26 protein-coding genes are annotated in these 25,487 nt (G+C 62.3%); 16 read left to right on the top strand and 10 right to left on the bottom strand.

What is annotated here, in order from left to right; all coding sequences use genetic code 11:
• The first annotated feature begins 191 nt into the window (after window positions 1-191).
• From miaA to AC3WG5_RS05770, 7 genes are all read left to right on the top strand, one after another.
• Window positions 192-1,151 carry a tRNA (adenosine(37)-N6)-dimethylallyltransferase MiaA gene (miaA, locus tag AC3WG5_RS05800; RefSeq protein ID WP_482582878.1) on the top strand — a complete coding sequence of 320 codons (960 nt, stop codon included), beginning with the start codon at window positions 192-194 and terminating at the stop codon, window positions 1,149-1,151.
• An 85-nt stretch (window positions 1,152-1,236) separates the two neighbouring features.
• Window positions 1,237-1,653: a type IV pilin protein gene (locus AC3WG5_RS05795; protein WP_482582879.1), complete on the top strand. Its 417-nt coding sequence runs from the start codon at window positions 1,237-1,239 to the stop codon at window positions 1,651-1,653.
• Complete coding sequence (locus tag AC3WG5_RS05790) at window positions 1,647-2,165, top strand: GspH/FimT family pseudopilin (RefSeq protein ID WP_482582880.1); 519 nt, start codon at window positions 1,647-1,649, stop codon at window positions 2,163-2,165. Before AC3WG5_RS05795 ends, AC3WG5_RS05790 begins: the two co-directional genes overlap by 7 nt.
• Before the next feature lie 2 nt (window positions 2,166-2,167).
• Entirely contained in the window at window positions 2,168-2,641 is a 474-nt protein-coding gene (pilV, locus tag AC3WG5_RS05785) for a type IV pilus modification protein PilV (RefSeq protein ID WP_294867744.1), read from the top strand.
• A gap of 10 nt (window positions 2,642-2,651) precedes the next feature.
• Entirely contained in the window at window positions 2,652-3,806 is a 1,155-nt protein-coding gene (locus AC3WG5_RS05780) for a PilW family protein (RefSeq protein ID WP_482582881.1), read from the top strand.
• A 2-nt stretch (window positions 3,807-3,808) separates the two neighbouring features.
• A complete protein-coding gene (locus tag AC3WG5_RS05775) occupies window positions 3,809-4,435 on the top strand; it encodes a pilus assembly PilX family protein (RefSeq protein ID WP_482582882.1) in 627 nt (208 codons plus the stop codon).
• Between the two features lie 11 nt (window positions 4,436-4,446).
• Entirely contained in the window at window positions 4,447-6,486 is a 2,040-nt protein-coding gene (locus tag AC3WG5_RS05770; RefSeq protein WP_492568119.1) for a pilus assembly protein, read from the top strand.
• 66 nt (window positions 6,487-6,552) lie between these two features.
• On the opposite strand, the gene AC3WG5_RS05765 is transcribed toward AC3WG5_RS05770, so the two are convergent.
• Both AC3WG5_RS05765 and AC3WG5_RS05760 read right to left on the bottom strand, forming a co-directional pair.
• Entirely contained in the window at window positions 6,553-6,903 is a 351-nt protein-coding gene (locus AC3WG5_RS05765) for a RidA family protein (RefSeq protein ID WP_482582885.1), read from the bottom strand.
• Between the two features lie 118 nt (window positions 6,904-7,021).
• Window positions 7,022-8,188, bottom strand: a complete 1,167-nt coding sequence (locus tag AC3WG5_RS05760; protein WP_492568118.1) for a DesA family fatty acid desaturase — start codon at window positions 8,186-8,188, stop codon at window positions 7,022-7,024.
• A gap of 135 nt (window positions 8,189-8,323) precedes the next feature.
• Here AC3WG5_RS05760 and AC3WG5_RS05755 point away from each other — a divergent pair, with 135 nt between their 5' ends.
• On the top strand, window positions 8,324-9,913 hold the full coding sequence (locus AC3WG5_RS05755; RefSeq protein ID WP_482582887.1) for a YdgA family protein: 1,590 nt from the start codon (window positions 8,324-8,326) through the stop codon (window positions 9,911-9,913).
• A 59-nt stretch (window positions 9,914-9,972) separates the two neighbouring features.
• On the opposite strand, the gene bfr is transcribed toward AC3WG5_RS05755, so the two are convergent.
• Both bfr and AC3WG5_RS05745 read right to left on the bottom strand, forming a co-directional pair.
• Window positions 9,973-10,443 (bottom strand): bacterioferritin, encoded by a 471-nt coding sequence (bfr, locus tag AC3WG5_RS05750; RefSeq protein WP_492568117.1) that lies wholly within the window; start codon window positions 10,441-10,443, stop codon window positions 9,973-9,975.
• A 104-nt stretch (window positions 10,444-10,547) separates the two neighbouring features.
• Window positions 10,548-10,814: a bacterioferritin-associated ferredoxin gene (locus tag AC3WG5_RS05745; RefSeq protein WP_008955156.1), complete on the bottom strand. Its 267-nt coding sequence runs from the start codon at window positions 10,812-10,814 to the stop codon at window positions 10,548-10,550.
• Between the two features lie 23 nt (window positions 10,815-10,837).
• Between AC3WG5_RS05745 and AC3WG5_RS05740 the strand changes: the two genes are divergently transcribed.
• The 3 genes from AC3WG5_RS05740 to mnmA are packed head-to-tail and all read left to right on the top strand — an operon-like array spanning window position 10,838 to window position 12,905.
• Window positions 10,838-11,302 carry an NUDIX hydrolase gene (locus AC3WG5_RS05740; protein WP_492568116.1) on the top strand — a complete coding sequence of 155 codons (465 nt, stop codon included), beginning with the start codon at window positions 10,838-10,840 and terminating at the stop codon, window positions 11,300-11,302.
• Entirely contained in the window at window positions 11,299-11,832 is a 534-nt protein-coding gene (locus tag AC3WG5_RS05735; RefSeq protein WP_492568115.1) for a hypothetical protein, read from the top strand. The genes AC3WG5_RS05740 and AC3WG5_RS05735 overlap by 4 nt, the downstream gene beginning before the upstream one ends.
• Complete coding sequence (mnmA, locus tag AC3WG5_RS05730) at window positions 11,829-12,905, top strand: tRNA 2-thiouridine(34) synthase MnmA (RefSeq protein ID WP_492568114.1); 1,077 nt, start codon at window positions 11,829-11,831, stop codon at window positions 12,903-12,905. The genes AC3WG5_RS05735 and mnmA overlap by 4 nt, the downstream gene beginning before the upstream one ends.
• Before the next feature lie 233 nt (window positions 12,906-13,138).
• Here the strand turns inward: mnmA and AC3WG5_RS05725 are convergent, their stop codons facing one another.
• Complete coding sequence (locus tag AC3WG5_RS05725) at window positions 13,139-14,080, bottom strand: LysR substrate-binding domain-containing protein (protein WP_492568113.1); 942 nt, start codon at window positions 14,078-14,080, stop codon at window positions 13,139-13,141.
• A gap of 128 nt (window positions 14,081-14,208) precedes the next feature.
• On the opposite strand from AC3WG5_RS05725, the gene AC3WG5_RS05720 reads away from it, so the two are divergent.
• The 3 genes from AC3WG5_RS05720 to AC3WG5_RS05710 are packed head-to-tail and all read left to right on the top strand — an operon-like array spanning window position 14,209 to window position 17,019.
• Window positions 14,209-15,363 carry a methionine aminotransferase gene (locus tag AC3WG5_RS05720; protein WP_492568112.1) on the top strand — a complete coding sequence of 385 codons (1,155 nt, stop codon included), beginning with the start codon at window positions 14,209-14,211 and terminating at the stop codon, window positions 15,361-15,363.
• 10 nt (window positions 15,364-15,373) lie between these two features.
• The gene (locus tag AC3WG5_RS05715; protein ID WP_492568111.1) at window positions 15,374-16,189 is read left to right on the top strand and encodes a carbon-nitrogen hydrolase family protein; all 816 of its coding nucleotides are present in this window, start codon (window positions 15,374-15,376) and stop codon (window positions 16,187-16,189) included.
• Window positions 16,190-16,245: 56 nt separating this feature from the next.
• Window positions 16,246-17,019: a transporter substrate-binding domain-containing protein gene (locus AC3WG5_RS05710; RefSeq protein WP_492568110.1), complete on the top strand. Its 774-nt coding sequence runs from the start codon at window positions 16,246-16,248 to the stop codon at window positions 17,017-17,019.
• Between the two features lie 83 nt (window positions 17,020-17,102).
• Here AC3WG5_RS05710 and AC3WG5_RS05705 read toward each other — a convergent pair whose 3' ends face one another.
• Together AC3WG5_RS05705 and uvrA are read right to left on the bottom strand one after the other, a co-directional pair.
• Window positions 17,103-17,645 carry a VOC family protein gene (locus tag AC3WG5_RS05705; RefSeq protein WP_014086509.1) on the bottom strand — a complete coding sequence of 181 codons (543 nt, stop codon included), beginning with the start codon at window positions 17,643-17,645 and terminating at the stop codon, window positions 17,103-17,105.
• A gap of 82 nt (window positions 17,646-17,727) precedes the next feature.
• Entirely contained in the window at window positions 17,728-20,571 is a 2,844-nt protein-coding gene (gene uvrA / locus AC3WG5_RS05700; protein ID WP_492568109.1) for an excinuclease ABC subunit UvrA, read from the bottom strand.
• Window positions 20,572-20,709: 138 nt separating this feature from the next.
• Between uvrA and AC3WG5_RS05695 the strand changes: the two genes are divergently transcribed.
• A complete protein-coding gene (locus AC3WG5_RS05695; RefSeq protein WP_492568108.1) occupies window positions 20,710-22,068 on the top strand; it encodes an MFS transporter in 1,359 nt (452 codons plus the stop codon).
• 90 nt (window positions 22,069-22,158) lie between these two features.
• Window positions 22,159-22,611: a single-stranded DNA-binding protein gene (locus AC3WG5_RS05690; RefSeq protein ID WP_492568107.1), complete on the top strand. Its 453-nt coding sequence runs from the start codon at window positions 22,159-22,161 to the stop codon at window positions 22,609-22,611.
• A gap of 86 nt (window positions 22,612-22,697) precedes the next feature.
• Here the strand turns inward: AC3WG5_RS05690 and AC3WG5_RS05685 are convergent, their stop codons facing one another.
• From AC3WG5_RS05685 to AC3WG5_RS05675, 3 genes are all read right to left on the bottom strand, one after another.
• A complete protein-coding gene (locus AC3WG5_RS05685) occupies window positions 22,698-23,576 on the bottom strand; it encodes a class I SAM-dependent methyltransferase (protein ID WP_492568106.1) in 879 nt (292 codons plus the stop codon).
• A gap of 45 nt (window positions 23,577-23,621) precedes the next feature.
• The gene (locus AC3WG5_RS05680; RefSeq protein WP_492568105.1) at window positions 23,622-24,395 is read right to left on the bottom strand and encodes a glycosyltransferase family 2 protein; all 774 of its coding nucleotides are present in this window, start codon (window positions 24,393-24,395) and stop codon (window positions 23,622-23,624) included.
• Window positions 24,396-24,508: 113 nt separating this feature from the next.
• Entirely contained in the window at window positions 24,509-25,267 is a 759-nt protein-coding gene (locus AC3WG5_RS05675) for a lysophospholipid acyltransferase family protein (RefSeq protein ID WP_492568104.1), read from the bottom strand.
• Window positions 25,268-25,487: the final 220 nt, after the last annotated feature.

The following is a 25,487-nucleotide window of genomic DNA, read 5'->3' as shown; positions in this document are numbered from 1 at the left end:
CTCTTGAGTACCGCGGCGCCCTGCGTGCATTGCGGCTCCTGCTCTCCGGCGGTGCTCAACCTGCCTTGGCTCGCTCGCCTACGGGGATAAGTTCCCATCGCCATGTGGCCAAGCTTGCCCCCGCTGCAAAGGTTGGCCGAAGCCTCGCCCGGTGCGACAATATCGCCTTGTCGCACTCATCGCCGCACCCCATGACCACCCCCACCAAAGCCATCCTGCTGATGGGCCCCACCGCCTCCGGCAAAACCGGATTGGCACTCGAACTGGCCCGCCACTTTCCGGTGGAAATCATCAGCGTCGACTCCGCGCTGGTCTACCGTGACATGGATATCGGTACCGCCAAGCCCAGCCGTGACGAGATGGCGCAGGTGCCCCATCACCTGATCGACATCATCAGCCCGCTGGAAGCGTATTCCGCAGCGCAGTTTCACGCTGATGCCAACCGCCTGATCGACGATATCGCTGCACGCGGCAAGGTGCCGCTCTTGGTCGGCGGCACGATGCTCTACTTCAAGGCGCTGATCGACGGCCTCTCCGACATGCCGCCCGCCGACGTCGCCACCCGCGCCCAACTCGACCTCGAGGCCGCCAAATACGGCTGGCCCGCACTGCACGCACAACTCGCCGAAGCCGACCCGATCACCGCCGCGCGCCTCGAACCGATGGACTCGCAGCGCATCCAGCGCGCGCTGGAAGTCTTCCGGCTTACCGGCAAACCCCTCTCGGCGTGGCACGCAGAAGGACGCAGCCAGGCCGCCCGCTTCCAGATGCTCAAACTGGCGCTGATCCCGCACGACCGCGCCTGGCTACACGAGCGAATCGCCTTGCGCTTCCGGCTGATGCTGGAACAGTTCTTCCTCGACGAAGTCGTGCGCCTGCGTCAACGCTATCCCGAGCTCACGCCCGACCTGCCCTCGATGCGCTGCGTCGGCTACCGCCAAGCCTGGGAGCACCTCGACGGCCAAGCCAGCTACGCCGATTTCCTCGACAAAGGCATCGCCGCCACCCGGCAACTGGCCAAGCGCCAGCTGACCTGGCTGCGCTCGATGCCCGACGTCACCGTCCTCGAACCCACCAGCCCGACTGTCACCACCACGGCGCTGAACGTTTGTCGCGATTTCCTGTCGGCGTCGACGCCACACGCCACTTAAAATCAAACAGAACAACGGCACATCAGCGCCTTAAACCGTACTCTTTCGACTATCATGATAAAGATTGGACGAGTCCGGAAAAATTATGAGAAAAGCTTGGGCGGGATTCACCCTGATTGAACTCTTGATTGCCATCGTCGTAGTGGCCATCCTGATGTCGCTCGCCGTCCCGGCCTATCAGGATTACGTGCGGCGCAGCCGCATCAACGCGGCACTGGCCCAGTTGTCGCAAACACGGGTGAGCCTGGAGCAGTACTACGCCGACAACCGCAGCTACGCCGCCTCCGGCACCACCTGCGGCGCCACTCCTTCTTCCGTCGACTATTTCACCCTGGCCTGTACCGCCAGCGGCAGCTCCGGCTATACCCTCGGCGCCACCGGCACCACGGTAATGGCCGGTTACGTTTACAGCCTGGATCAGAGCAACAGCAAGAGCACCACCCAGTACAAGGGCAGCACGGTTAGCAAGTCCTGCTGGCTGATCAAGGGGGACGAATGTTGAAGCGGATGCGCCAGCGCGGGTTCACCCTGATCGAAATGCTGATCTCGATCGTGCTGATGGCCGTCGTACTGGCTTTTGCCGTGCCCAGTTTTTCGACCTGGCTGATGAATCACCAAATCCGCAACGCAGCCGATACCGCCATGGCCAGCCTGCAACTGGCACGCGCCGAAGCCATCCGCACCAACACGGCCGTGCAGCTGAGCTTTGACTCGACCACCAAGAAAATCTGGCAGATCAAGCGCGTCGACACCGGTGCCGTGCTGCAGCAAAAGAATTTCGCCGAGGATGCCCCGAAGGTAACGATCACCCCGACACCCTCCACCGTCACCACCGTCACCTTCAATGGGCTCGGCCGGATCAGCGACTCCACACCGCTGACGCAACTGAACTTCGACGTCACCACTATCGCCGCGGCCGACAGCAAGGACATGCGCATCACCCTGCAGACGGGGGGCGCGCTGAAGCTGTGCGACCCCAACGTCACCAGTTCGACCGACCCGAGGAAGTGCTGACCATGGCCCGCCCGAGCATCTCACGGCAAAACCAGCAAGGCTCGACCCTGATCGAAGCCCTGATCGCCATGGCCATTTTCGCCATCAGCATCCTCGCCCTGATCGCCCTGCAAGGCTTCACCATCCGCGCCAACAGCGAGAACCAGTACCGCGGGCAGGCCACTTACCTCGCCAACAGCCTGATCGGGCAGATGTGGGCGGCCCGTGCCAGCGGCAGCTTTGCCACCAACTTCGCCTTCAATAGCGGCCATACCTGTGATGGCAGCAGCACCAGTTCCAGCCAGGCCGAGGTCAGCAACTGGCTGAGTTCGATCAGCTCGACCCTACCCAATGCCACTGCGGCTCGCCAATCCGTCACCATCGCCTCGACCCTTAGCGGTTCCGCCAATCAGGTCACCGTCACGATCTGCTGGCAAAACACATCCGACAGCGATGTGCGCCACTTCACCACCACCACGCTGATCCCCACCTCCTGAGGCGATCACCATGAATCAGCCGCATTTACGCTCCCCGCGCCGCCAGTCCGGCATCAGCCTGATCGAAATCATGATCGGGCTGACCATCGCGCTGATCACCACGCTGATGCTGTCGCAGATCATGGGGCTGTGGTGGAACCAGCGCAAAACCACGGACTCGGCCTCGGAGGGCCAGAACCAAGGTTTGACCTCGATGGTTTTGATGGAACAGGCAATCCGCAGCGCGGGCTACGGCACCCAGATCGGGGCCCTGATCAATTGCACCCATCGCTACGCTTATGTCGGCACCAACGGGGCCAGTGGCAGTGAAGACCCCAATTTCGCCGGCGCCGGGTTCGGCGTCTCGATCGCCCCCCTGATCATCGTCGACGGCGGCACCAATGGTGAAGCGGACCAGGTCGAAATCAGGGGAGGTAAAGGCAACCTCAGCTTTGGCCTGGCCACCCTCAGTAAAACCATGCCGCCTAGTTCGTCGGAACTCGACGTCAGCTCCGTGTCCGGTTTCGAAGTCAACACCTTCTCCGTTTTGTACGATCCCAGCACCGGCAATTGCACCCGCTTCGACCTGACCCAGAAACAGAATTCCGCACTAAAGCTGCAACAGAACCCGGGTAACAACGACAACGGCACCACCTACAACCCGGCCACAAACTATGAAAACTCCAACGGCTACCCTACCTACTCTGCCGGCAACTACATCATCAAACTGGGCTCCGACGTCATTACCAGCACTTACTCGGTAGATGAAACCAATCGCCAATTGAAGCTGGCCGATGCCTCGATGCGAACCTCCACCGTCAACTACACGCTGGGCGAGAACATCGTCAATATGCAGGCACAGTATGGGATCAAGAGCGGCAGCAGCTACACTTGGACCGATGCCACTGGCTCTTATGCCAAGTCAGCCCTCGCCGCCGATAGCGCCAGCCTGACCAAGATACTGACCCTGCAGGCGGTGAAGCTGGCCGTGGTATCCCGCGTCCCGAAACGCGAAAGCGGCATCGTCACCACCGCCTGTTCCGGCTTCTCCAACGGCATCTGCATCTGGAGCGGTACCAAGGTACGGCTGGACGGTGGCGCGGGCGGCACAGAATGGCAGCATTACAAATACCGCATCTACGAAAGCGTCATCCCGCTGAGGAACACGATATGGTCCGCCGGCTAGCCATGACGACATGCCCCCTGAAGAGCGCCCAGCATGGCGTCTCGCTGGTCATCACCCTGATCGCCATGATCGCCATCCTGCTCATCGGCGTGGCCATGGTACGGGTGGTGGATTTCTCCGGACTGATGACACGCAACCTCGCCTTCCGGGAAGGCGGCATCCACCTCACGGACGTCGGGCTGCAATACGGCTTATCGGCGCTCGGCAGCTTGAGCAGCACTACGCTGGATGGCTCCAATGCCGCCAGTTGCAGCACCAACTCGACCACCTTCAACAATTGCTACTATCCGGTTGACCTGGACACTAATAGCGACGGCGTACCGGACAACATAGATTGGTCCACGGTCAGCGCCATCAACGTCAGCAACAGTTCGGGCTACACCGTCAAATTCATCATTGAGCGGCTGTGCACCGGCACCCTGGGCACGGCCGTCACCGACAAGGCCGGCAAATGCCAATACGCCATCCCCTCCAGCGGCAGCACCAGCACGCTGGGCGGTAGCAAGAAGATTGGAAGCACCGTGTTTTCCGGGCTCAGTTCAAGCAACAGCATCTACTACCGCGTCACCAGCCGCGCCGAAGGTCCAGGCAGCAGCCTGAGCATTTCCCAGACCATCCTCACCCGATAGGAAACATGATCATGTCCACGGTAAGAAGGATTACCAGGCAATTCGTGCTGGCCGGCATCTTGATGGCGACACCTTGGCTGGCGCAGGCCGACGCGTCGACCACCCTGCCCGATACCCCCCTCGAGGTGTGCACCACCAGCGTCGACAGCTCGCAAGGGGGGTCTGCGGCCGCGGTGACCAACTCCAATATTGTGCAGGGGGACAGCACACTGTTCGCCTCTTACTACGACGACACCGCCACCATGATGACGGGGGACCTCAAGGCCTTCACCATCGACCCCACCACGGGTTCGATCAGCAGCACCGCGCAATGGAGCGCCCAGACGATCCTGACCGCCTTGAGCAACAGCAGCCTGAGCGGCAATAACAGCAGCAGGAAGTTCTACACCAACATCGGTGGCACGGCGACCGAAATTCAGGACACCAGCAGCTTTTGCTCTGCAACCAATCAAACCTATCTCGGTGCATCGAGCGAGTCGGACTGCGAAAACATCGTCAAATTGCTGAAAGGGGTCAACAGCACCACCGGCAACCCCAGCGTGACGCTCGGGACAACGTACCGCATTCCCGCTAAACGTCTAGGTACGATCGTCCATAGCGAGCCTGTCTACGTCTCCGGGCTGAGTATGGTCATTCAGGCCGCCAACGACGGCATGCTGCACGCCTTCACGCACAACAACGGCACCATCGGCGCCAACAACAGCAGCAACGGCAGCGAAGCCTGGACCTATATCCCGAAAGCATTTCTGAACTCCATCGGGCAAAGCGATGCCCCGAACAAGATCAAGGCCTACGTCACCAGCGGCTATACGCACAAGTACTGGCTCGATGCCACGCCCGCAATCGATAAATTCACCTCGACCACTACCGGCAATGGCAATCAAACCACCACAACCACAACTTACTATCTGTCGAGCGGCTTTGCCAAAGGCGCCAAAGGGGTGTACTCGCTGACGCTGGGCACGGCCAACCCGACCCCGCTTTGGACCTTCGACAACAGCAGTGGAGCGACGACAGTGGACAGCGATACCGGCTACCTTTATGGTCGCCCGATCATTACCCAAGCCATCATTGGCTCCACTGTCACCAAGGTGGCGATATTTGCCAGCGGCTTCAGTACATTCGATCTCAGCAGTCTCGCCTCGAACAGCTATTTGTATGTCGTCAACCTGACGACCGGCGCGCTCATCAAAAAATTCAGCGTGAGCGGCAAGGGGCTGAACTATATTGCCGGTTTTGCCGACAGCTATTCGACCTTGAACCAGGTTCAGTATGTTTATGGGGGCGACCTGGACGGCAACGTCTGGCGCTTCGACCTGACCTCGACCGACACCAATAGCTGGAACGTGCACAAACTCGCCAGCCTGGGCGCCCCGATCAGCAGCGAGCCCGAGCTGGGACAAATCACCATCGACGGCACGCCTAAGCGCTTCATCTACATCGGTACTGGGCGTTACCTGACACCATCCGATCTCACCACCGCCAGCGGCAGCATGTACGGCCTGATCGACCGCATCGATACTGTCACCAGTTACAACGACAGCAACGACGCCACTGTTCCCAACCAGCTGAGCACAGTGACCTTGGCCTCCAGTAACTACGACACCAGTGCCAGTACCACCGTCGGGGTCGCCAGCAACCTCTCCAGTTATGGCTGGGCCGCCAACCTGCCGACGGGACAACGCGTGATCAACTCCGCCGCTATTGCCAACGGCAAGGTGCTATTCACCGCCAACAAGCCGTCCAACCCCTGCGACACCAACAACAGCTCGCCCATGGAAAGCTGGCTGTACGTGATCGACTACCAGACAGGCCTGCAAACCGGCTATTTCAGCTTGGCCAGCGCCGCTACCAGTGCCGGACTCTCCGACACCCACTTCCTGGCCAGCCGTCCGACCGTGGTCAAGCTGTCGAGCGGCGATTACCGGGCGATGATCCGTACCACCGACGGCGATACACTGAACGTCGACGTCGGCACACTGCTGACGACCAGCGGCGGCACCGGCAGCGCGGTGAAGGGCGTGTTCTGGCGCGAAGTGATCACCCAGTAAGCCGTCTGCTCCAACAAAAAAAAACCCGGCTCATCGACCGGGTTTTTTTGTGCACACTCACTACTCTCAGCCGCGACTGGCGACGATCTTGATCTCGACTTTCCAGGCAGGATTGGCAAGTTTTGCCTCTACCGTGGCCCGTGCCGGTACGTGACCTTCGACCACCCAGGCATCCCAAGCCTCGTTCATGGCGTCGTAGTCGGACAGCGAAGCGAGGAAAATGGTGGCATCTACAATCTTGGTCTTGTCCGACCCCAGCTCGGCCAGCAGCGTGTCGATCTGACCCAGCACGTTGGCGGTCTGCTCGCGAGCGTCGGAGTCGGTGTTTTCCGGCACCTGGCCGGCCAGGAAAATCATGCCGTTGACGACGGCCGCCTCGGCCAGCCGCTTGCCCGGTTTGTGACGATAGATGGTCATGGCAATCCTTATAGTGGAATTCGCGCCCGGGCTCCGCTTGGAGCCCGACAATAAAAAACGGCGGGAGTGCGTCCCGCCGTCGTGCAGTGTATCAGAACCCGCGCTGACTCATGCCTGATCAGGCAACAGCCACCCTGCGCAGACGCTGGGCATAGCTCTTGAGCGCTTCGATGCCGCTGGCCTCGGCACGGGCGCACCACTCCTGCAGTTCTTTCAGCAGTTGCTCGCGCGTCAGGCTGGAGCGCTCCCACAAACGGGATAACTCCTGGCGCATGGTGTAGATGGTCTGCAGTACATGGCTCTTTTCCAGCAATTCCGCCAGCTGCTTGCGCTCTTCTTCCGGCGTATCCTTGGCTTCCTGCTTGAGCCAGGTCTTCATCTTGCCGGCCAGATTACCTTGGCCCAGCTTCTCGATCTCGCTGCGATAGACGTCTTTCAGTTCGCGCGCATACCGGGCTGCCAAGGCATAGCGGTTGGCGACCACCGCCTGCAGATGTTCGATATCCAGGTGCGGACGCGACGGATCTTCGGCCAACCTGGGCGCGACCTTGCGAACCTTCGCCAACCCCAGCATTTCCAGGATGCGGATATACATCCAGCCAATGTCGAACTCGTACCATTTGTAGGAGAGCTTGGCCGAGGTACCGAAGGTGTGGTGGTTGTTGTGCAGTTCTTCGCCACCGATCAGGATGCCCCAGGGCAGGATGTTGGTGGAGGCGTCTTCGTTCTCGAAGTTGCGATAGCCCCAGTAGTGGCCGATACCGTTGATGACCCCGGCCGCGGTCAGCGGAATCCAGATCATCTGCACCGCCCAGATGGTCAGCCCTATCGGGCCAAACAGCACGAGATCGATCGCCAGCATCAGGATAATGCCCTTGGCGCTGTGGCGAGTGTAGACGTTGCGCTCGAGCCAGTCGTCCGGCGTGCCGTGACCGAACTTCTCCATGGTGCTGCGGTCTTTGCAGGCGGCGCGGTAAAGTTCGGCGCCTTCGAAGAATACTTTGTTGATACCCAGCACTTGCGGACTGTGCGGGTCTTCGGCGGTTTCGCAGCGGGCGTGGTGCTTGCGGTGCACCGAGGCCCACTCCTTGGTCACCATGCCGGTAGTCAACCAGAGCCAGAAACGGAAGAAATGGCTCGGGACAGGATGCAGGTCCAGAGCGCGGTGAGCCTGATGGCGATGCAGGAAGATGGTCACCGAGGCGATGGTAATGTGCGTCAGCACCAGGGCGACGGCGACATATCCCCACCACGGTAAGTCAATCAAACCATTAATCCATTCCATTAAATCGCACACCTCATCAGGGATAAAGTCCCATTGTAATAAATAGTTACGCTCATGTCAGACTCTTTCTTCGCCGATGTGTTCCCCTAGCGCTCTGGTGTAACATATGATGTCTTTTTACACTTTCAGAAGCCGATGCTTGTGCCGCAAAAAAAACGTCTGATCATTGCCGGTGGGGTACTGGGTGGCCTGTTCGTCCTGTACGGCGGGGCCGCCTACTGGGCTGGTCTCAAGGCCGAGGATACGCTGGCCGAACAACACCGCATGCTGGCGGAGTTTCCTCTGTTCAAGGTGAAGTCCCACAGCTATGAACGAGGCTGGTTCTCGTCCACCGAGACCACCGAGCTCACTTTCAACCGCCGCCTGTCGGGGCCGTACGAGGCCATGCTGCCGGACAACCTGCGTCCCCTGCTCGGCTCGACCATCCGCTTTACCCATCACGTCAAGCACGGCCCGCTGCCAGGCATCGGCAGCTTCGACTTCCGCCCGGCACGCGCCCTGGTGTCGACCGAGTTCGCCATGAGCGACGCCACCCGCAAGACGCTGTCGCGGTTCTTTGGCGACAAGGAGCCCATCACCGTCACCAACCGTCTGGGCTTCGGCGGCGGCGGCCTGCTGGAGGTCAACATCCCTTCATTCGACTACGACGAAGCGCTGTCCGGGGTGAAGGTCAAGTGGAAGGGCTTCGACCTCAAGGTCGATTACGCCTCTGGCTACAAGGAATACAAGACCGAGGCTCTCTCGCCCGGGTTCCTGCTCGAAGCGTCGACCAAGGGCTCGTTGGCCTTCGACGGAGTCAAATACCTGTCCGACGTGCGTCCGGGCAGCAGCGGCATCAAGCTTGGCACCAGCGAGCTGACGGTAGGCAACGTCCAGCTCAACTGGAAGGAAAGCGTTCCCTACAACCTCAAGCTCAACGAACTGGTCTACGTGTTGACGCGCATCCGCGTCGGCGAGTTCATCAACCCGTCTGGCGAATTCCGCCCGTCCAACGTGGGGCTGAAAGACCTGCGTTACCAGATGGTGACCAGCGAGCAGGACGAGTTCGTTAATACGCGCGGCAAGTTCGACTTCGCCAGCTTCAATCTCAACGACAAGCACTACGGCCCGATGAAGCTGGATGTTTCGGCCAACCACCTGCATGGCCCGACCCTGCTCAAGCTCGATCAGGAGATCGGCAAGATTCCGTTCGAGGGGGTCGACCCGACCATCCTGCGCCAGCGCTACGTCAATGCCATCAAGACCTACGGTGTGCCGCTGCTGGAAAACAACCCGCGCCTGGTGGTCAACGAGTTCTCGCTACGCATGCCAAGCGGCGAAGCGCGACTCAAGGGCAACCTGACGCTCACCGGCTTCCAGAAGACCGACCTGCAAAACCCGCTGACCTTCCTCAAGCGCTTCGAGGCCGAGGCCAGCGTCAACCTGCCGCGCCAGACCCTGGAAGACCTGGTGGTGGCGCAGGCGCGCAACCTGTTCACCGTCGACGCCTCGGCGGAAGACCAGCCGAACCTGAAGGAAGTGGACGACCTGGCGCGCAGCCTGCTCGACAGCCAGCTGGCGCAATGGACCGAGCAGGGCTATCTGAAGCAGCAGAACGGCCAGATTTCCACCGATCTGGAATACAAGCACGGGGTGATGACCATCAATCACAAGAAGGTCGATCTGCCGTGGGAGGAGAGCGACGCCCCGGACGCGACACCGGCCAGCACCAGCAGCGGCAGCTGATCGCCGCAAACCGACAAGGGGGCCTAGGCCCCCTTGTTCCATTACGGTCTTGCGACCGCTCAGTCTTCCATCTGGCTCTGCAGATAATTCTGCAGGCCGACTTTCTCGATCAGGCCCAACTGGGTTTCCAGCCAGTCGACGTGCTCTTCTTCGCTTTCCAGAATGTCTTCGAGCAGATCGCGGGTGACGTAGTCGCTGACGCTCTCGCAATGGGTGATGGCTTCGCGCAGCAGCGGCAGCGCCTCCAGTTCCAGCTTGAGGTCGAGTTCTAGCATTTCCTGCGGCTTTTCACCGATGTACAGCTTGCCCAGATCCTGCAGATTGGGCAGGCCCTCGAGGAACAGTATGCGCTCGATCAGCCGATCGGCATGCTTCATCTCGTCGATGGACTCGTAATACTCGTGCTCGTTGAGCTTTTTCAGACCCCAGTTCTTGTACATGCGGGCATGCAGGAAGTACTGGTTGATGGCGGTAAGTTCGTTCTTGAGGATTTGATTGAGGAATTTTAGGACTTTTTTATCGCCTTGCATGACAAGCTCCTGTGCGCATATCTTGAAATTATTGCACACGGGTTTGCCAGCGCAAGGCCGAGTGGTGTGACTTGCGGTGCAGTTTGCGCCGGAAGCAGCGCGGCTCAGGCGACTTCGCGAAAGGGGGAATGGGCTTCGGCGGTGAGCTCGGTCAACGTTTCTTTGATCAACTGGTGGGCGCAGCAGGCACAACGGCCGCAGTCGGTCGCAACGCCCAGTTGCTGGGCGACGTCTCGCAGGCGGGTTGCCCCGTCCATGACGGCGTCGCGAATCTGCGTGTCGGTCACACCATGACAAAGACAAACGTACATGTTTTCACCCAGCACATATAAATGTGAATTATTATCATTATGTGGATAAACAAGAACCATTGTCAACTGGAACCGACCACCCCATGAGAATCTGGAAACCGAATGTCACCGTGGCCGCCGTCATCGAGCGCGAAGGCCGCTTTCTGATGGTGGAAGAAGACACCCCCGAAGGACTGCGCCTGAACCAGCCGGCCGGTCATCTGGAACATGGCGAAACGCTGTTCGAGGCAGTACGCCGCGAAGTGCTGGAAGAAACGGCGTGGCATTTCGAGCCGGAAGCGCTGGTGGGCATCTACCTGGCCGACAAGCCGGGCAGCGATATCACCTACCTGCGCTTCACCTTCTGCGGCCGGGCCTTGCGCGAAGAGACGGAGCGCCGTCTGGACGATGGTATCGTCGCCGCCCCCTGGCTCACCGCGGCGGAAATCCGTGCCCGTACCCGCCAGCATCGCAGCCCGGCGGTGGCGCTGAGCCTGGAGGACTGGCTGGCCGGCCAGCGCCCGCCGCTGGCGGTGATCCAGCACCTCAACAACCGGGACAAGGCATGAAGTGGTGGCTCTGGCTTGGGCTGCTGACCGTCAGCAACGTCCATGCGGACGCCCTCCCCCTCTGTTACCATTACGGCTGCAAACGTGATTCCCACTTCGAGGTCGGCGCCGATGACAAGCAGCGCTTGGCCCGTCTGCTGTCCGACGACGCCACGGCCGAGGCCGAGCGCGCCGCCGTCAAAGCCGCGGTGCGGGAGTTGTACTTGATGGCAGGGCGTAGCACCCCCATCTGGCAGGACAAGGGGGGCAACTTCCCGGACGGTACCGCCGATGGACGCATGGATTGCGTGGATCACAGCCGCAACGTCACCACCTTCCTGAATTATCTGCAGGAGCAGGGATGGCTGCGGTTTCACACCGTCGGCAAGCCGGTGTGGCGCGCGCCGCGCTTCCTCGACCTGCATTACACCGCCGTGCTGCACGACAGTGGCAGCGGTGAGGATTGGGCCGTGGACAGTTGGTTCAAGGATTTTGGGGCACCGCCGGAGGTGGTGCCCCTCGCCATTTGGAAAGAAGGATATTCCCCGTGACGGGTAAGAAACGCATTGTCGTCGGCATGTCCGGCGGCGTGGATTCGTCGGTCACTGCGTGGCTGCTGAAGCAGCAGGGCCACGAGGTGATCGGCGTGTTCATGCAGAACTGGGAAGACGACAACGACGACGAATACTGTTCGATCAAGCAGGATGCGCTGGACGCGATGAGCGTGGCCGACATCGTCGGCATCGACATGGAAGTGGTCAACTTCGCCAAGGAATACAAGGACCGCGTGTTCTCGTACTTCCTCAAGGAGTACTCGGCCGGCCGCACCCCGAACCCGGACGTGCTGTGCAACGCCGAGATCAAGTTCAAGGCCTTTCTCGACTACGCCATGGAGCTGGGGGCGGACTGCATCGCCACCGGGCACTACGCGCGCAAGGAAGAACGCAACGGCAAGCACTACCTGCTGAAGGCAGTGGACCACACCAAGGACCAGAGCTACTTCCTGTACCGGCTGAACCAGGCGCAGCTTTCCAAGGCGATGTTCCCGCTGGGCGATATCCGCAAGACCGAGGTGCGCCAGTTGGCCGAACAGGCCGGCCTGCCGACGGCAGCCAAGAAGGATAGCACCGGCATCTGCTTCATCGGCGAGCGGCCGTTCCGCGAGTTCCTGCAGCGCTACCTGCCGACCCAGCCGGGTGACATGGTGACGCCGGAGGGCAAGACCGTCGGCCGGCACGAGGGGCTGATGTACTACACGCTGGGGCAGCGCAAGGGGCTGAATATCGGCGGCGCCAAGGATGGCAGCGGCGAGCCGTGGTTTGTCGCCGGCAAGGACATTCCGGCCAATAAGCTGATCGTGGTGCAGGGGCACGATCATCCGCTGCTCTTGAAGAGCACGCTGGCGATGGGCGATCTGTCGTGGACGCTGGACGAGGCTCCGCTGCCGGGCGACTACGCCGCCAAGAACCGCTACCGCATGGCCGATGCGGCCTGTGCGCTGTCGCCGGTGGTGGACGGCGAGGCCACCCTCACCTTCCGCGACAAGCAGTGGGCGGTGACGCCGGGCCAGTCGGCGGTGCTGTATGACGGTGATATCTGTCTGGGCGGCGGCATCATCCGCTGAGAACCGGCTCATGATCTTGCTGTGCGTCCCTGATCGGGGCTCATGGGTACTGCGTGCGAATCTGTCGCTGAGCGATCGGAAATCATCATGCACTCCAGTACATTCCGGTTTCTTTGCGGCTCTTCACCCCGCTGAGGGTCGTCGCTCGCGACAGATCCTGAAGCAGTTCTGAGCCCCACTCTCTCCGCTATCAACACAACGGCCGCTCGCAGCGGCCGTTTGCTTTTCGTGGCTCAGGATATGGCCTGCGCGGGTGTTTCGCCCGGCACAGTGCCGGGATACGGTTCGTCCGACATCGGATGGCGTGCCGCCAGCCAGTCGTGCAGCAGCTGCGCCGCCTCGGCAGTGCGCCTGGCCGCCGGCAGTGCCAACAGATAGCCGTTCCCAGTGAACACGGTCTGGGCGAACGGCGTGATGACCGTCCCGCGCTTCAACTCCTCTTCCACCAGCACCACATCCGCCAGCGACACGCCGAAGCCTTGCTGGGCGGCGTTCGTCGCCAGGTCCAGGGTGTCGAACACCTGGCCGCTGCCGGGATTGACGCCCTTGACCCCGACCGACTTCAACCACAACGACCAGTCGCGCCGATCGCGCGACGGGTGCAGCAGCGGGAAGCGCGCCAGCTCTTCCGGCTCGTGCAAAGGTTGGCCGAAGGACTCCAGCAGCGCCGGGGAGCAGACTGGCGTCAGCTGCTCGCGGAACAAGGGGGTCTGCCGCGGCTGGCGTGACGGCACCGGCCCGAACACGATGGCGAGATCGAACGCTTCCTTGGCGAAGTCGATGCCGTGCTCGTGAACGCTGGTGACCTCGACCTCGATCTCCGGATGATCCTTGCGGAACAGCATGATCTCGCGCAGCAGCCAGCGCGAGATGCACGATGGCGCCTTCAGGCGCAGGTGGTTGCGCGCCAGCCGCGCCGCTTCCACTCCCTTGCCCAGCGTCGCCAGCGCGCGTGTCACGTAGGGCAGCAAGGCCTCGCCCTCGCTGGTCAGCACCAGCCGGCGCACCTGGCGATGGAACAGCGGGTAGCCCAATTGCTGTTCGAGCTGGGCTACCTGCTTGCTCACCGCGCCCTGGGTCAGGCACAGCTCGTCCGCCGCTAGGGTGAAGCTCATGTGGCGGGCGGCGACCTCGAAAACCTGCAGGCCGTACAAGGGTAATGGACGCTGTGTCATGGTCTCTTCATGCCTGAAAAAAACTCATGCATAACATGCCGACAATTCGTTTGTCGCACAAGCCCCGGCACCCGTTTAATGGGCACGAACGCCACCTGATGGCTCCGACACAACAAACGGGGGACAACATGACCGACTCCATCACGCCGCGCTCCAAGCTGCCGCACGTGGGCACCACCATCTTCACTGTGATCGGCCAGCTGGCCGCCAAACACCAGGCGATCAACCTGTCGCAAGGCGCACCCAACTTCCCCTGCTCGCCCGAGCTGATCGAGCACACCCACCGCGCCATGCTCGACGGCCACAACCAGTACTCGCCGATGGCCGGCCTGTTCGCGCTGCGCGAAGCGGTCGCCGGCAAGGTGGCATCGCTGTACGGCCGACACTACGACCCGGAACGCGAAGTCACCATCACCGCCAGCGCCAGCGAGGGGCTGTTCGCCAGCATCACCGCGCTGGTTCACCCCGGCGACGAGGTGATCGTGTTCGAGCCTTGCTTCGACAGCTACGCGCCGATGATCGAGTTGCAGGGCGCCACCGTGGTGCCGATCAAGCTGGCGCCGCCGGCGTTCGCCATCCCCTGGGACGAGGTCGCCGCGCGCATCACCCCGCACACCCGCATGATCCTGCTCAACAGCCCGCACAACCCGAGCGGGGCGGTGCTGGGCGACGAGGACATCGCCGCGCTCAAGCGCCTCACCGCCGGCACCGACATCGTGCTGCTGTCCGACGAGGTCTACGAGCACGTGGTATTCGACGGCGCGCTGCACCACAGCATGAGCCGCCACCCGGAGCTGGCCGAGCGCGCGGTGGTGGTGGCCTCGTTCGGCAAGACCTTCCACATCACCGGCTGGCGCGTCGGCTACTGCCTGGCACCGGCGGCCCTGATGGAGGAAATCCGCAAGGTGCACCAGTTCGCCATGTTCGCCGCCGACACGCCGATGCAGTACGGCCTGGCGCGCCTGATGCAGACCCCGTCGCATTACCTCGAGCTGGCGGATTTCTACCAGCAGAAGCGCGACTTGCTGGTCGACTGCCTGGCCGGCTCACGCCTGACACTGCTGCCGTCGGCCGGCAGTTTCTTCATGCTGGCGAGCTACGAAAATATCAGCGACCAGTCCGACAGCGACTTCGTGCAGACGCTGATCCGCGAGCACCAGGTGGCGACCATCCCGGTGTCGGCGTTCTATCGCGATAGTACCGATCACCACCTGATCCGCCTGTCCTTCGCCAAGGACGAGGCCACACTGCGCGCCGGGGCCGAGCGCCTCTGCCGCCTGTAGGGGCGCGACCATGCCAAACTCACAGCAGCTCACCGCCGCCGCTATCCAGATGGTGTCCGGCGACGATCTTTCGGCCAACCTCGAACGCGCCCGCGCACTGGTTGGCGAAGCGGCCGCCGCCGGCGCCGACCTGGTGGTACTGCCGGAGTATTTCTACCTGATGCCGGAAGACGAGCGCGAGCGCGTGGCGCTGGCCCGCCCCCTGGGCGAAGGCCCGATCTTTCACTGTCTTGCCGAGCTAGCGGAAAAATACCGGTTGTGGCTGGTCGGCGGCACCCTGCCATTGGCAAGCCCGGAGCCGGGCAAGATGTTCAACTCCGGCCTGCTGTTCGGCCCGGACGGCCGCTGCCACGCGCGCTACGACAAGATCCATCTGTTCGGCTTCGACAACGGCAGCGAGCACTACGACGAAGCGGCCACCATGAGCGCCGGCGAACAGGTCGCCAGCGGCGACACGCCGTGGGGGCCGCTGCGGCTGTCGGTCTGCTACGATCTGCGCTTTCCCGAACTGTACCGCCAGCGCCCGGCGCCGACACTGATCAGCGCCCCGGCGGCGTTCACCCACACCACCGGCGAGGCGCACTGGGAGCTGCTGCTGCGCGCCCGCGCCGTCGACAACCTGGCCTTCGTCATCGGCGCCGGCCAGGGCGGCGTGCACCCTGGAGGCAAGCGCACCTTCGGCCACAGCCTGATCGTGGACCCGTGGGGCACGGTGCTGGCCCGCCACGATGACGGCGAAGGCATCGCACTTGCCACCCTCGATCTCAATCGGCAGGCCGAGCTGCGCCGGCGCCTGCCGGCCTTGCAACACCGCCGTCTGGACTAACCCGGAATAGACACAACAAGACGGTCCGCATCCCCTCTACAAAAGAAGGAAACATCATGAAGAAGCTCATCACGCTGGCCCTGTTGTCGCTGACCGCCCCGCTGGCGGCGCACTCCGCCGAAACCCTGCGCATCGCCACCGACGCCACCTACCCGCCGTTCGAATACGTCGACGCCAACGGCAAGGTGTCCGGCTTCGAGGTGGATTTCGCCTACGCCGTGTGCAAGGAAATGAAGGTGCAGTGCGAGGTGGTCAACCAGCCATGGGACGGTTTGATTCCCGGGCTGCAGGTGAAAAAATACGACGCCATCATGTCGTCGATGAACATCACCGACGAGCGGCGCAAGGCGGTGAATTTCAGCAAGGTCTACTACCTGATGCAGAACCGCTTCGTCACGGCCAAGGGCCACAAGGGCGAAATCCAGCCCGCCGCGCTCAGCGGCAAGACCATCGCGGTGCAGACCGGCACGCCGCAGGATCGCTTCGTCACCCAGCAGTTCGGCAAGTCCGCCACCATCAAGCGCTATGTCAACGCCCAGGACCCGATGATGGAGCTGACCTCGGGCCGGGCCGACTACACCTTCGGCAACACCGTGCAGTTGCAGAAAGGCTTCCTGGAAACCGCACCGGGCAAGGGTTTCGAATTCGTCGGCCCGGTGTTCGACGGACGTCAGGACAAGGTGCTGGGCGAAGGCGTGGCGGTGGCGCTACGCAAGCAGGACGGAGCGCTCAAGGCCCGCTTCAACACCGCCATCGACGCCGTCAAGAAGAAAGGCGTGTACCACGAGCTGCTGGTGAAACATAAGCTCGACGGCCTGTTGGCCGATTGAGCCAATCCCACACGCGGCCACCTGGCCTGGCGAGCAACAAAAAACCCGCTTGAGCGCGGGTTTTTTGTCGAGCTTCGGCCAACTTACTCGCTGGCCGTCGGGACATGGCCGTTATGGCCATTATGGCCATTAAGGATATTGTGACCATTATGGCCATTAATTGCATGACCGTTTTGACCATTGTGATTGTTGCGGCCGGTCAGCTTCAGCTTGCCGGTCAGCCAGGTGTGGTCGTAACTAACCACTTCGAAAGCATTGCCAAACGGATCGACGAACGCCAACGAGCAGAAGAAGTGGTGGTCGTACACCGAGTCGCGAGCGATGGTCTGCCCCTCGCGATTGGTGACACGCTCGCCAGCGAGCTGGTCGATCCACTCCATGAACTCCTGGCCGCTTACCACGAAAGCCACAGCACTGACTGCTGCGCTGAAATCGGCGTCCTCACACAGGGCCAATCGCACGCTGGCACTGGGGTTGGCTACCATGGTGACGCCATGCGGTTCCTCCTGCATATGGCGATAGCGGGGGTCTGGCGTCAGACCCAGCACGCGCTGATACCACTCGACCGCAGTGGGAGTGTCCGTGACACGGACATGAATATGGTCGATTTTTCCAAGATTTAACATGCAATCCTCACCATCGGGTCACTTTATGTGACTCAGCCTCCCTGAATCCCCTGTCTGAAGTATATCGGAAACCATCCCGTTGTCAGCCTATCGCCTGTGAAATCTTGTCGCGATCCAGCAAGGTCGCCAGATAACGGCCGGTATGGCTCACCGGATTGCCCGCCACCTGCTCCGGCGTGCCGGTGGCGATGATCTGGCCGCCGCCGGCTCCGCCCTCCGGCCCGAGGTCGATCAACCAGTCCGCGGTCTTGATGACGTCGAGATTATGCTCGATCACCACCACGGTGTTGCCGTTGCCGCGCAGGCGGTGCAGCACCTTCAAGAGCAGGTCGATATCGTGGAAATGCAGGCCGGTGGTGGGCTCGTCGAGGATGTACAGGGTGCGGCCGGTGTCGCGCTTGGAGAGCTCCAGCGCCAGCTTGACGCGCTGCGCCTCGCCGCCGGACAACGTGGTGGCCGATTGCCCCAGGCGGATGTAGCCCAGGCCGACGTCCATCAGGGTCTGCAGCTTGCGCGCCACCGTCGGCACCGCGCCGAAGAACTCCAGCGCGTGCTCCACCGTCATGTCCAGCACTTCGTGGATGGTCTGGCCCTTGTACTTCACCTCCAGCGTCTCGCGGTTGTAGCGCTTGCCGTGGCAGACGTCGCACGGCACGTAGATGTCCGGCAGGAAGTGCATTTCGACCTTGATCACGCCGTCGCCCTGACAGGCCTCGCAGCGCCCGCCCTTGACGTTGAAGCTGAAGCGCCCCGGACCGTAGCCGCGCTCGCGCGCGAGCGGCACGCCGGAGAACAGCTCGCGGATCGGCGTGAACAGCCCGGTGTAGGTGGCCGGATTGGAGCGCGGCGTGCGCCCGATCGGACCCTGGTCGACGCTGATCACCTTGTCCAGGTGATTGAGACCGGTGATCTCGCGGTACGGCGACGGCTCCTCGCTGGCACCGTTGAGCTCGCGCGCGGCAATCTTGTACAGGGTGTCGTTGATCAGCGTGGACTTGCCCGAGCCGGACACGCCGGTAATGCACACCAGCATGCCCAGCGGCAGTTCCAGTGTGGTGTCCTTGAGGTTGTTGCCACTGGCGCCGGAGAGCACCAGCAGGCGCTCGGGGTCGACCGGACGGCGCTCGCTGTCCACCTCGATGCGGCGGCGGCCGGACAGGAAGGCGCCGGTGACCGAGCGTTCGCTGTCTTCGATCTGACTCGGGGTGCCGGCGATCAGCACCTCGCCGCCGTGCTCGCCGGCGCCCGGCCCCATGTCGACCACGTAATCGGCGGCACGGATGGCATCCTCGTCGTGCTCCACCACGATCACGCTGTTGCCCAGGTCGCGCAGTCGCACCAGCGTCGCCAGCAGGCGGTCGTTGTCACGCTGGTGCAGGCCGATACTGGGCTCGTCCAGCACGTACATCACGCCGGTCAGGCCGGAGCCGATCTGACTCGCCAGACGGATGCGCTGGGCCTCGCCGCCGGACAGGGTGTCGGCCGAGCGCGCCAGGCACAGGTAATCGAGGCCGACGTTGTTGAGGAAGGACACGCGGTCGCGGATCTCCTTGATGATCTTCTCCGCTACCGCCTGTTTCTGGCCGCTGAATTCCACCTGTTCGAAGAAGCGCGCGGCGTCCTTCAATGCCATCTGGTTGATGCCGTACAGGGTCTGCCCCGCCACGTAGACGTAGCGCGCCTCGCGGCGCAGGCGCGAGCCTTCGCAGTGCGGGCAGGGCTGGTTGTTCTGGTACTTGGACAGTTCCTCGCGCACCGCCACTGAGTCGGTTTCGCGGTAGCGCCGCTCGAGGTTGGGGATGATGCCCTCGAACGGATGACTGCGGGTGAACTTGGCGCCGCGTTCGGACAGATAGGTGAACTCGATGTTGTCGCGTCCGGAACCGTGCAGCATGACGTGGCGCACCCGCTCCGGCAGGATTTCGAACGGCAGCTCGAGATCGAAGCCGAAGTGTTCCGCCAGCGCCTGCAGCATCTGGTAATAGAATTGGTTGCGCTTGTCCCAGCCCTTGATGGCCCCGGCAGCAAGGCTCAATTCCGGATGCGCCACCACGCGCTTGGGATCAAAGAAGGTGATCTCGCCCAGGCCGTCACACTTGGGGCAGGCGCCCATCGGGTTGTTGAACGAGAACAGCCGCGGCTCCAGCTCGGGCAGGCTGTAGCTGCACACCGGGCAGGCGAACTTGGCGGAGAACCAATGCTCCTTGCCGGAATCCATCTCCACCGCGATGGCACGGCCTTCGGCGTGGCGCAGCGCGGTTTCGAAGCTTTCGGCCAACCTTTGCTGCAGGTCGGCGCGCACCTTGAGGCGGTCGATCACCACCTCGATGGTGTGTTTCTTGTTCTTGTCGAGCTTGGGCACGGCGTCGAGTTCCGCCACCTCTCCGTCAACGCGCACGCGCACGAAGCCCTGCGCGCGCAGCTCCTCGAACAGGTCGGCGTTCTCGCCCTTGCGCGCCATCACCACCGGCGCCAGGATCATCACCCGCGTCTCTTCCGGCAGCGCCAACACGTGGTCGACCATCTGCGACACGGTCTGCGAAGCCAGCGGCACGCCGTGCTCCGGGCAGTGCGGCTCGCCGACGCGGGCGAACAAGAGGCGCAGGTAATCGTGGATTTCGGTGACGGTGCCGACCGTCGAGCGCGGGTTGTGGCTGGTGGCCTTCTGCTCGATGGAAATGGCCGGCGACAGGCCCTCGATCAGATCGACGTCCGGTTTCTCCATCAGTTGCAGGAACTGGCGCGCATACGCCGACAGCGACTCCACGTAGCGCCGCTGCCCTTCCGCGTACAGGGTATCGAAGGCCAGCGAGGACTTGCCGGAGCCGGACAGGCCGGTGATCACCACCAACTGATGGCGCGGCAGGTCAAGATTGATGTTTTTCAGGTTGTGGGTACGTGCGCCACGGATGCGGATGGAGTCCATGCCTCACTCACGATCAGTCGGGGAACCTGTTAATATACCCGACTTGGCGTACCACGCTCCACCCGCATCGCAGCCCGGATCATGACGGGGCGGGAGTCCGCCTCCGTTTTCACCTCTAGCCGACACATAACAACACTGATGAATCCGCTTGAACTTCGTGCCAGCCTCGGTCTGGCCGGCGTGTACGCCCTGCGCATGCTGGGCATGTTCCTGATCCTGCCGGTGTTCGCACTCTACGCCCAGACGCTGCCAGGCGCCCACAGCCATACCGCCATCGGCATCGCCCTCGGCGCCTACGGCCTGACGCAGGCCTTCCTGCAACTCCCGCTGGGCATGCTGTCCGACCGCATCGGCCGCAAGAAGGTCATCTACGGCGGCCTGCTGGTCTTCGCCGCCGGCAGCTTCATCGCGGCCTGGGCACCGAACATCACCTGGCTCACGATCGGCCGCGTCGTGCAGGGTGCCGGAGCCATCTCGGCCGCCGTCACCGCGCTGCTGGCCGACCTCACGCGCGAGGAAAACCGCACCAAGGCGATGGCGATGATCGGCATGAGCATCGGCACCACCTTCGCGGCCAGCCTCGTGCTCGGCCCGCTCATGGCTCACTACATGGGCGTCGACGGCATCTTCACGCTGACCGGCGTGCTGACGCTGGCCGCGCTGGTCGGGGTGAAATACCTGATTCCCGATCCGGCCGTGTCGCGCTTCCATTCCGATGCCGAAACCAACACCCAGCGCCTGCCGGCCGTGCTGAAGCACCCGCAGTTGCTGCGCCTGAACTTCGGCATCTTCGCGCTGCATGCGGCGCAGATGTCGATGTTCGTGGTGCTTCCCTTCACCCTGATCAAGCACGGCCTCGACAAGGCGCACCACTGGCAGGTGTATCTGCCGGTGGTGATCGTCGGCTTCCTCCTGATGGTGCCGGCGATCATCTACGGCGAGAAAAAGGGCAAGCTGAAGACGGTCTTCGTCGGTGCGGTGACGCTGATGACCGCTGCACAGCTCGGCATGGCGCTGGCGCTCGATTCGTTCTGGATGATCGTGCTGTGGCTGACGCTCTACTTCATCGCCTTCAATATTCTGGAGGCAAGCCTGCCGTCGCTGATTTCCAAGATCGCGCCTGCCGACTCCAAGGGCACGGCCATGGGTGTGTATAATACCGCCCAATCCTTCGGCCTCTTCATCGGTGCCGCTGCCGGCGGCTGGCTGTACAGCCACTACGGCACGGGCGGTGCCTTCGGCTTCGCCGCCGCGCTGATGCTGGCCTGGCTCACGCTGGCCATCACCATGCAGCCGCCGCAAGCCGTGAAATCGGTCATGTTCCACATCGGCGAAAACTGGCAGGGCAACGCCGCCCAGCTGTCGCAGCGGCTAGCGGCACAGCGCGGCGTCAAGGAAGCGGTGGTGGTCGTCGACGAGCGCGTCGCCTACCTCAAGGTATCGCAGCAGGACTGGGACGAGGCCGCTGTCCAGCAATTGATTTTGGAAACCAACTGATGGGGCGGACTGGCCCGGCACACCGAGGCAAACACCATCGGTCCAGCGCCGGCGCTCAGCGCCATCCATTGCATTGAATCGGAGAATGACATGAACAGCATCACTTTCGACGGCCGCCTGGCGGCAGACGCCGAACTGCGTTACACCCCCAGCGGCGAACCGGTGCTGAGCTTCCGCGTGGCCAGCGACATCGGCTTTGGCGAACGCCGCACCACCAACTGGTTCAGCTGCCAGGTGTGGGGCAAGCGTGGCGAATCGCTGAAAAACTACCTGAGCAAGGGTCAGCAGGTGACCGTTTACGGCCAGCTCACCCTGCGCGAATGGGAAGATCGCGACGGCAACAAGAAGCTGTCGCCGGACGTGCGAGTGAACGAACTCAGCCTGCAAGGCGGCAAGCGCGACGCCGCGATGGACGACGACAGCGGCTACGGCGCCCCGCCGCGCCAGAGCGCCCCGTCCGCTCCGCCGGCCGCACCGCGCCGCATGGAGCCGAAACCGGCCAGCAAGGCCGATGATTTCATGGACGACGACATCCCGTTCTAGACCCTACGTCACCATCGAAAAACCGGAAAAGCACTGTGCAACCAGTAGATTGCATGGTGGTTTTCCGGTTTTTTCTTTCCCAAAGGTCAGTGCAGGTGACAGGGCAGATTCAGACCACCGAGGCGGAACCAGCGCGCTAGGTTATCGAAGTCGCGCTGCTCACCCGCGGTCAGTCGGGCATAGCCATCGCGCACCCGCTGCTCCAGAGCCGCATCGATGTCGCGGCGCGGCGTGCTGCGGAACAGCAGCATGAAAGGAGCCAGCGCGGTACGGTAGACACGCAGCTCGCGCCCCAGCAGCGCCGCTGCCTGCCGCAGCTCGGCCAGACTGAACGCTGCGCGCAAGGAATTTAGGAAGTCGATAGTAAATTGCTCAGACTGCAGTTCAATGCGGTCATGAGCAAAGAAAGACTGGGTGGCCCGACGCTTGAGCCGGCCGAAATCGGCCAGATAGACGCCGCCATCTGGGCGCAGCACGCGGCGAATCTGCCGCATGGTCTGCCCCAGCAGCTCGGTATCCGGCAGATGATGCAGCGACATGGTGCATAGCGCACAGTCGACGGCCGCATCGGCAAAGCCATCCAGCCGGCTGATATCGCCCTGCTGCAGGCTGACATTGAGCAAACCGGCCTGCACCAGGTTTTCCCGTGCCAACGCCAGCATGCCAGCAGAGGCATCCAGCCCGACGAAGCGGGCGTCCGGGTGCAGCCGGGCAATCTGCAGCAACTGGTTGGCCGGGCCGCAGGCCAGGTCCAACACCACGTCGCCGGGCCGGATCACCGGCAGCGACATGACGGCGTGGAAGAGATAAATGTAGTTGAGGATGCCGTTAGCGAGGCCACTCTGCATGAAGGCCCGAATCTGATCGGCATTCTCCATCAAGGCCTGCGGCTCCGGCTCGCGCGCCAGCACGGCCGGTGACAACCGCTCCAACAGCAGATGGGCCATCATGACGGGGGCGGACACTTCAGAGCGTCCTTCCCGGCTGGTATGCGCACATGCGGCTCTCCATCAGCAAGCGGCCGGGCGGCAGGCCAGTCTGCGCCACAGCAGCAGCGGCAGGCGCAGGGCGAAACCGAACATCAGGCGGATGTGCATCCAGGTCAGCAGGCGGTTGTCGCGCCAGTAATTGAAATGCGACACCCCCCCCTCTTCCGCCTGGAAATACTTCACCGGCGACGGCAGGTTAACCGGCGGCACGCCATGCCAGCACAGGCGGACAACGGCCTCCGGATCGAAGTCGAAACGGCGCATCCAGCGCTGCCCTTGCATGATCCGGCGCAAGGGCGCCACCGGATAGACGCGGAAACCGAACAGGGAGTCGCCGATACCCATCCACAGGGTTTCCAGGTTCGCCCACCAGTTGGAAATCTTGCGCCCCTTGACCCGCAGGCTGGGCGCACTGGCATCGAATACCGGCAGGCCCAGCACCATGGCAGCAGGCTGCTGCTGCGAACGCGCCATGAAGGCGGGAATCTGCGCTGCTGGATGTTGCCCGTCTGAATCCATGCACAGCACGTGGGTGAAGCCCTGCCGCGTGGCCTGCTCCAGCCCGTGCAACACCGCAGCACCCTTGCCGCGATTTTCCGGCAGCACAAAGACCTGCAGGCCCTCGTCTTCGGCGGCCATTTGCAGCAGCGTCTGCTCCGAGCCGTCGTTGCTACCGTCCACGATCACCCATACCGGGCTCCATTGCGCGCGGGCCGCACGCACCGTGTCGAAAACCTTGGGGCCTGGATTGTAGCTGGGGATGAGAACCACATGCGTCGTTGAAGAAATGGGCATGGCAGACTTACTGAACCGAATATGCCCCCCTCTGAGGGGGGCTGTTTGAATTGGGCAGAACCTAGCCGATGGCTAGCCTGCCGGTCAAGAATGCGTAGTGAATGGCAAGCGCCTCAATCCAGCCGCAACTCCGGGTCGATAGAAAGCCGGATCGACGCTTCGAAATACTGTTGCAAACGGTGTGCGGTTTCATCGCGCCGACCCTGGGCCTTGAATTCCTCGCCGGGCACAGCGCGGTAAATCAGCGGAAATGCAGGAGGACGCCATATTTTCCAACCCTTGCTCAAATAGGGCGAATTGGTGGTAATGATGACGGTCTGCAATGGCGCCTCGGCTTTTTGGGCTATCAGCGCCACCGAGCCGCCAATATCGTTCACCGGCTGTCGCGTGGTGCGGGTACCTTCCGGAAAAATCATCAGCACCGAGCCCTGCTGCACCGCACGAATAGCGGCACGGAACATCTGCTCCGGATAGCGGTTGGAAACATAACCGGCAAGGTAGGCCCCAGCCCCCAGAAACAGATTGGAGCTGATGCTGGCTTTCATCAGACAGACCGCCCGGGGAATGCGAGACAACACCAGAAAGGCATCGATCATACTTGGATGATTGGGCACCAACAGCATGCGCTCCCGGCCGTTCAGCCGATCAAGCGCACGCAAATCCAGCCGCATCAACCCGCTCGCCTGGGCTCCGGCCAGAAAACAGCGGCAGATGGCACTGATGGTCCACTGCACCAGTGGCTGCCGCAGTGGTCTGGGCGCCAGCAGCAGGGGCAAGGCGGCGATGTTGCCCAACAGCAGCATGGAGCCAAGCCAGCACAACATCAGGTAAAACAGGACGATCTGGAACAGCCGGAAACAGCGATTCAACATTATTTCGAATTTACTCCCGGCTTCCGGCCAGCCATCTTTTCTTACTAGGCAGGCCAGAACGGCCAATCATTCCGCGGGATGGATTTAAGGGTGACTGACAGCTGTCATTGCATCGTTGGCTGCTGCCAAAGCGCTTGACGAATCAAGCCCAAGGCAACGCATATGCCATAATTTTACTCTATAATTACTACCTTTTGGTACATGCCACGTCTTGGGTTGA

The organism is Pseudogulbenkiania sp. FW507-F1 (assembly GCF_058781125.1).
Note: the sequence above shows the minus strand (reverse complement) of the source record. Positions and strands in the feature narration are given on the sequence as shown.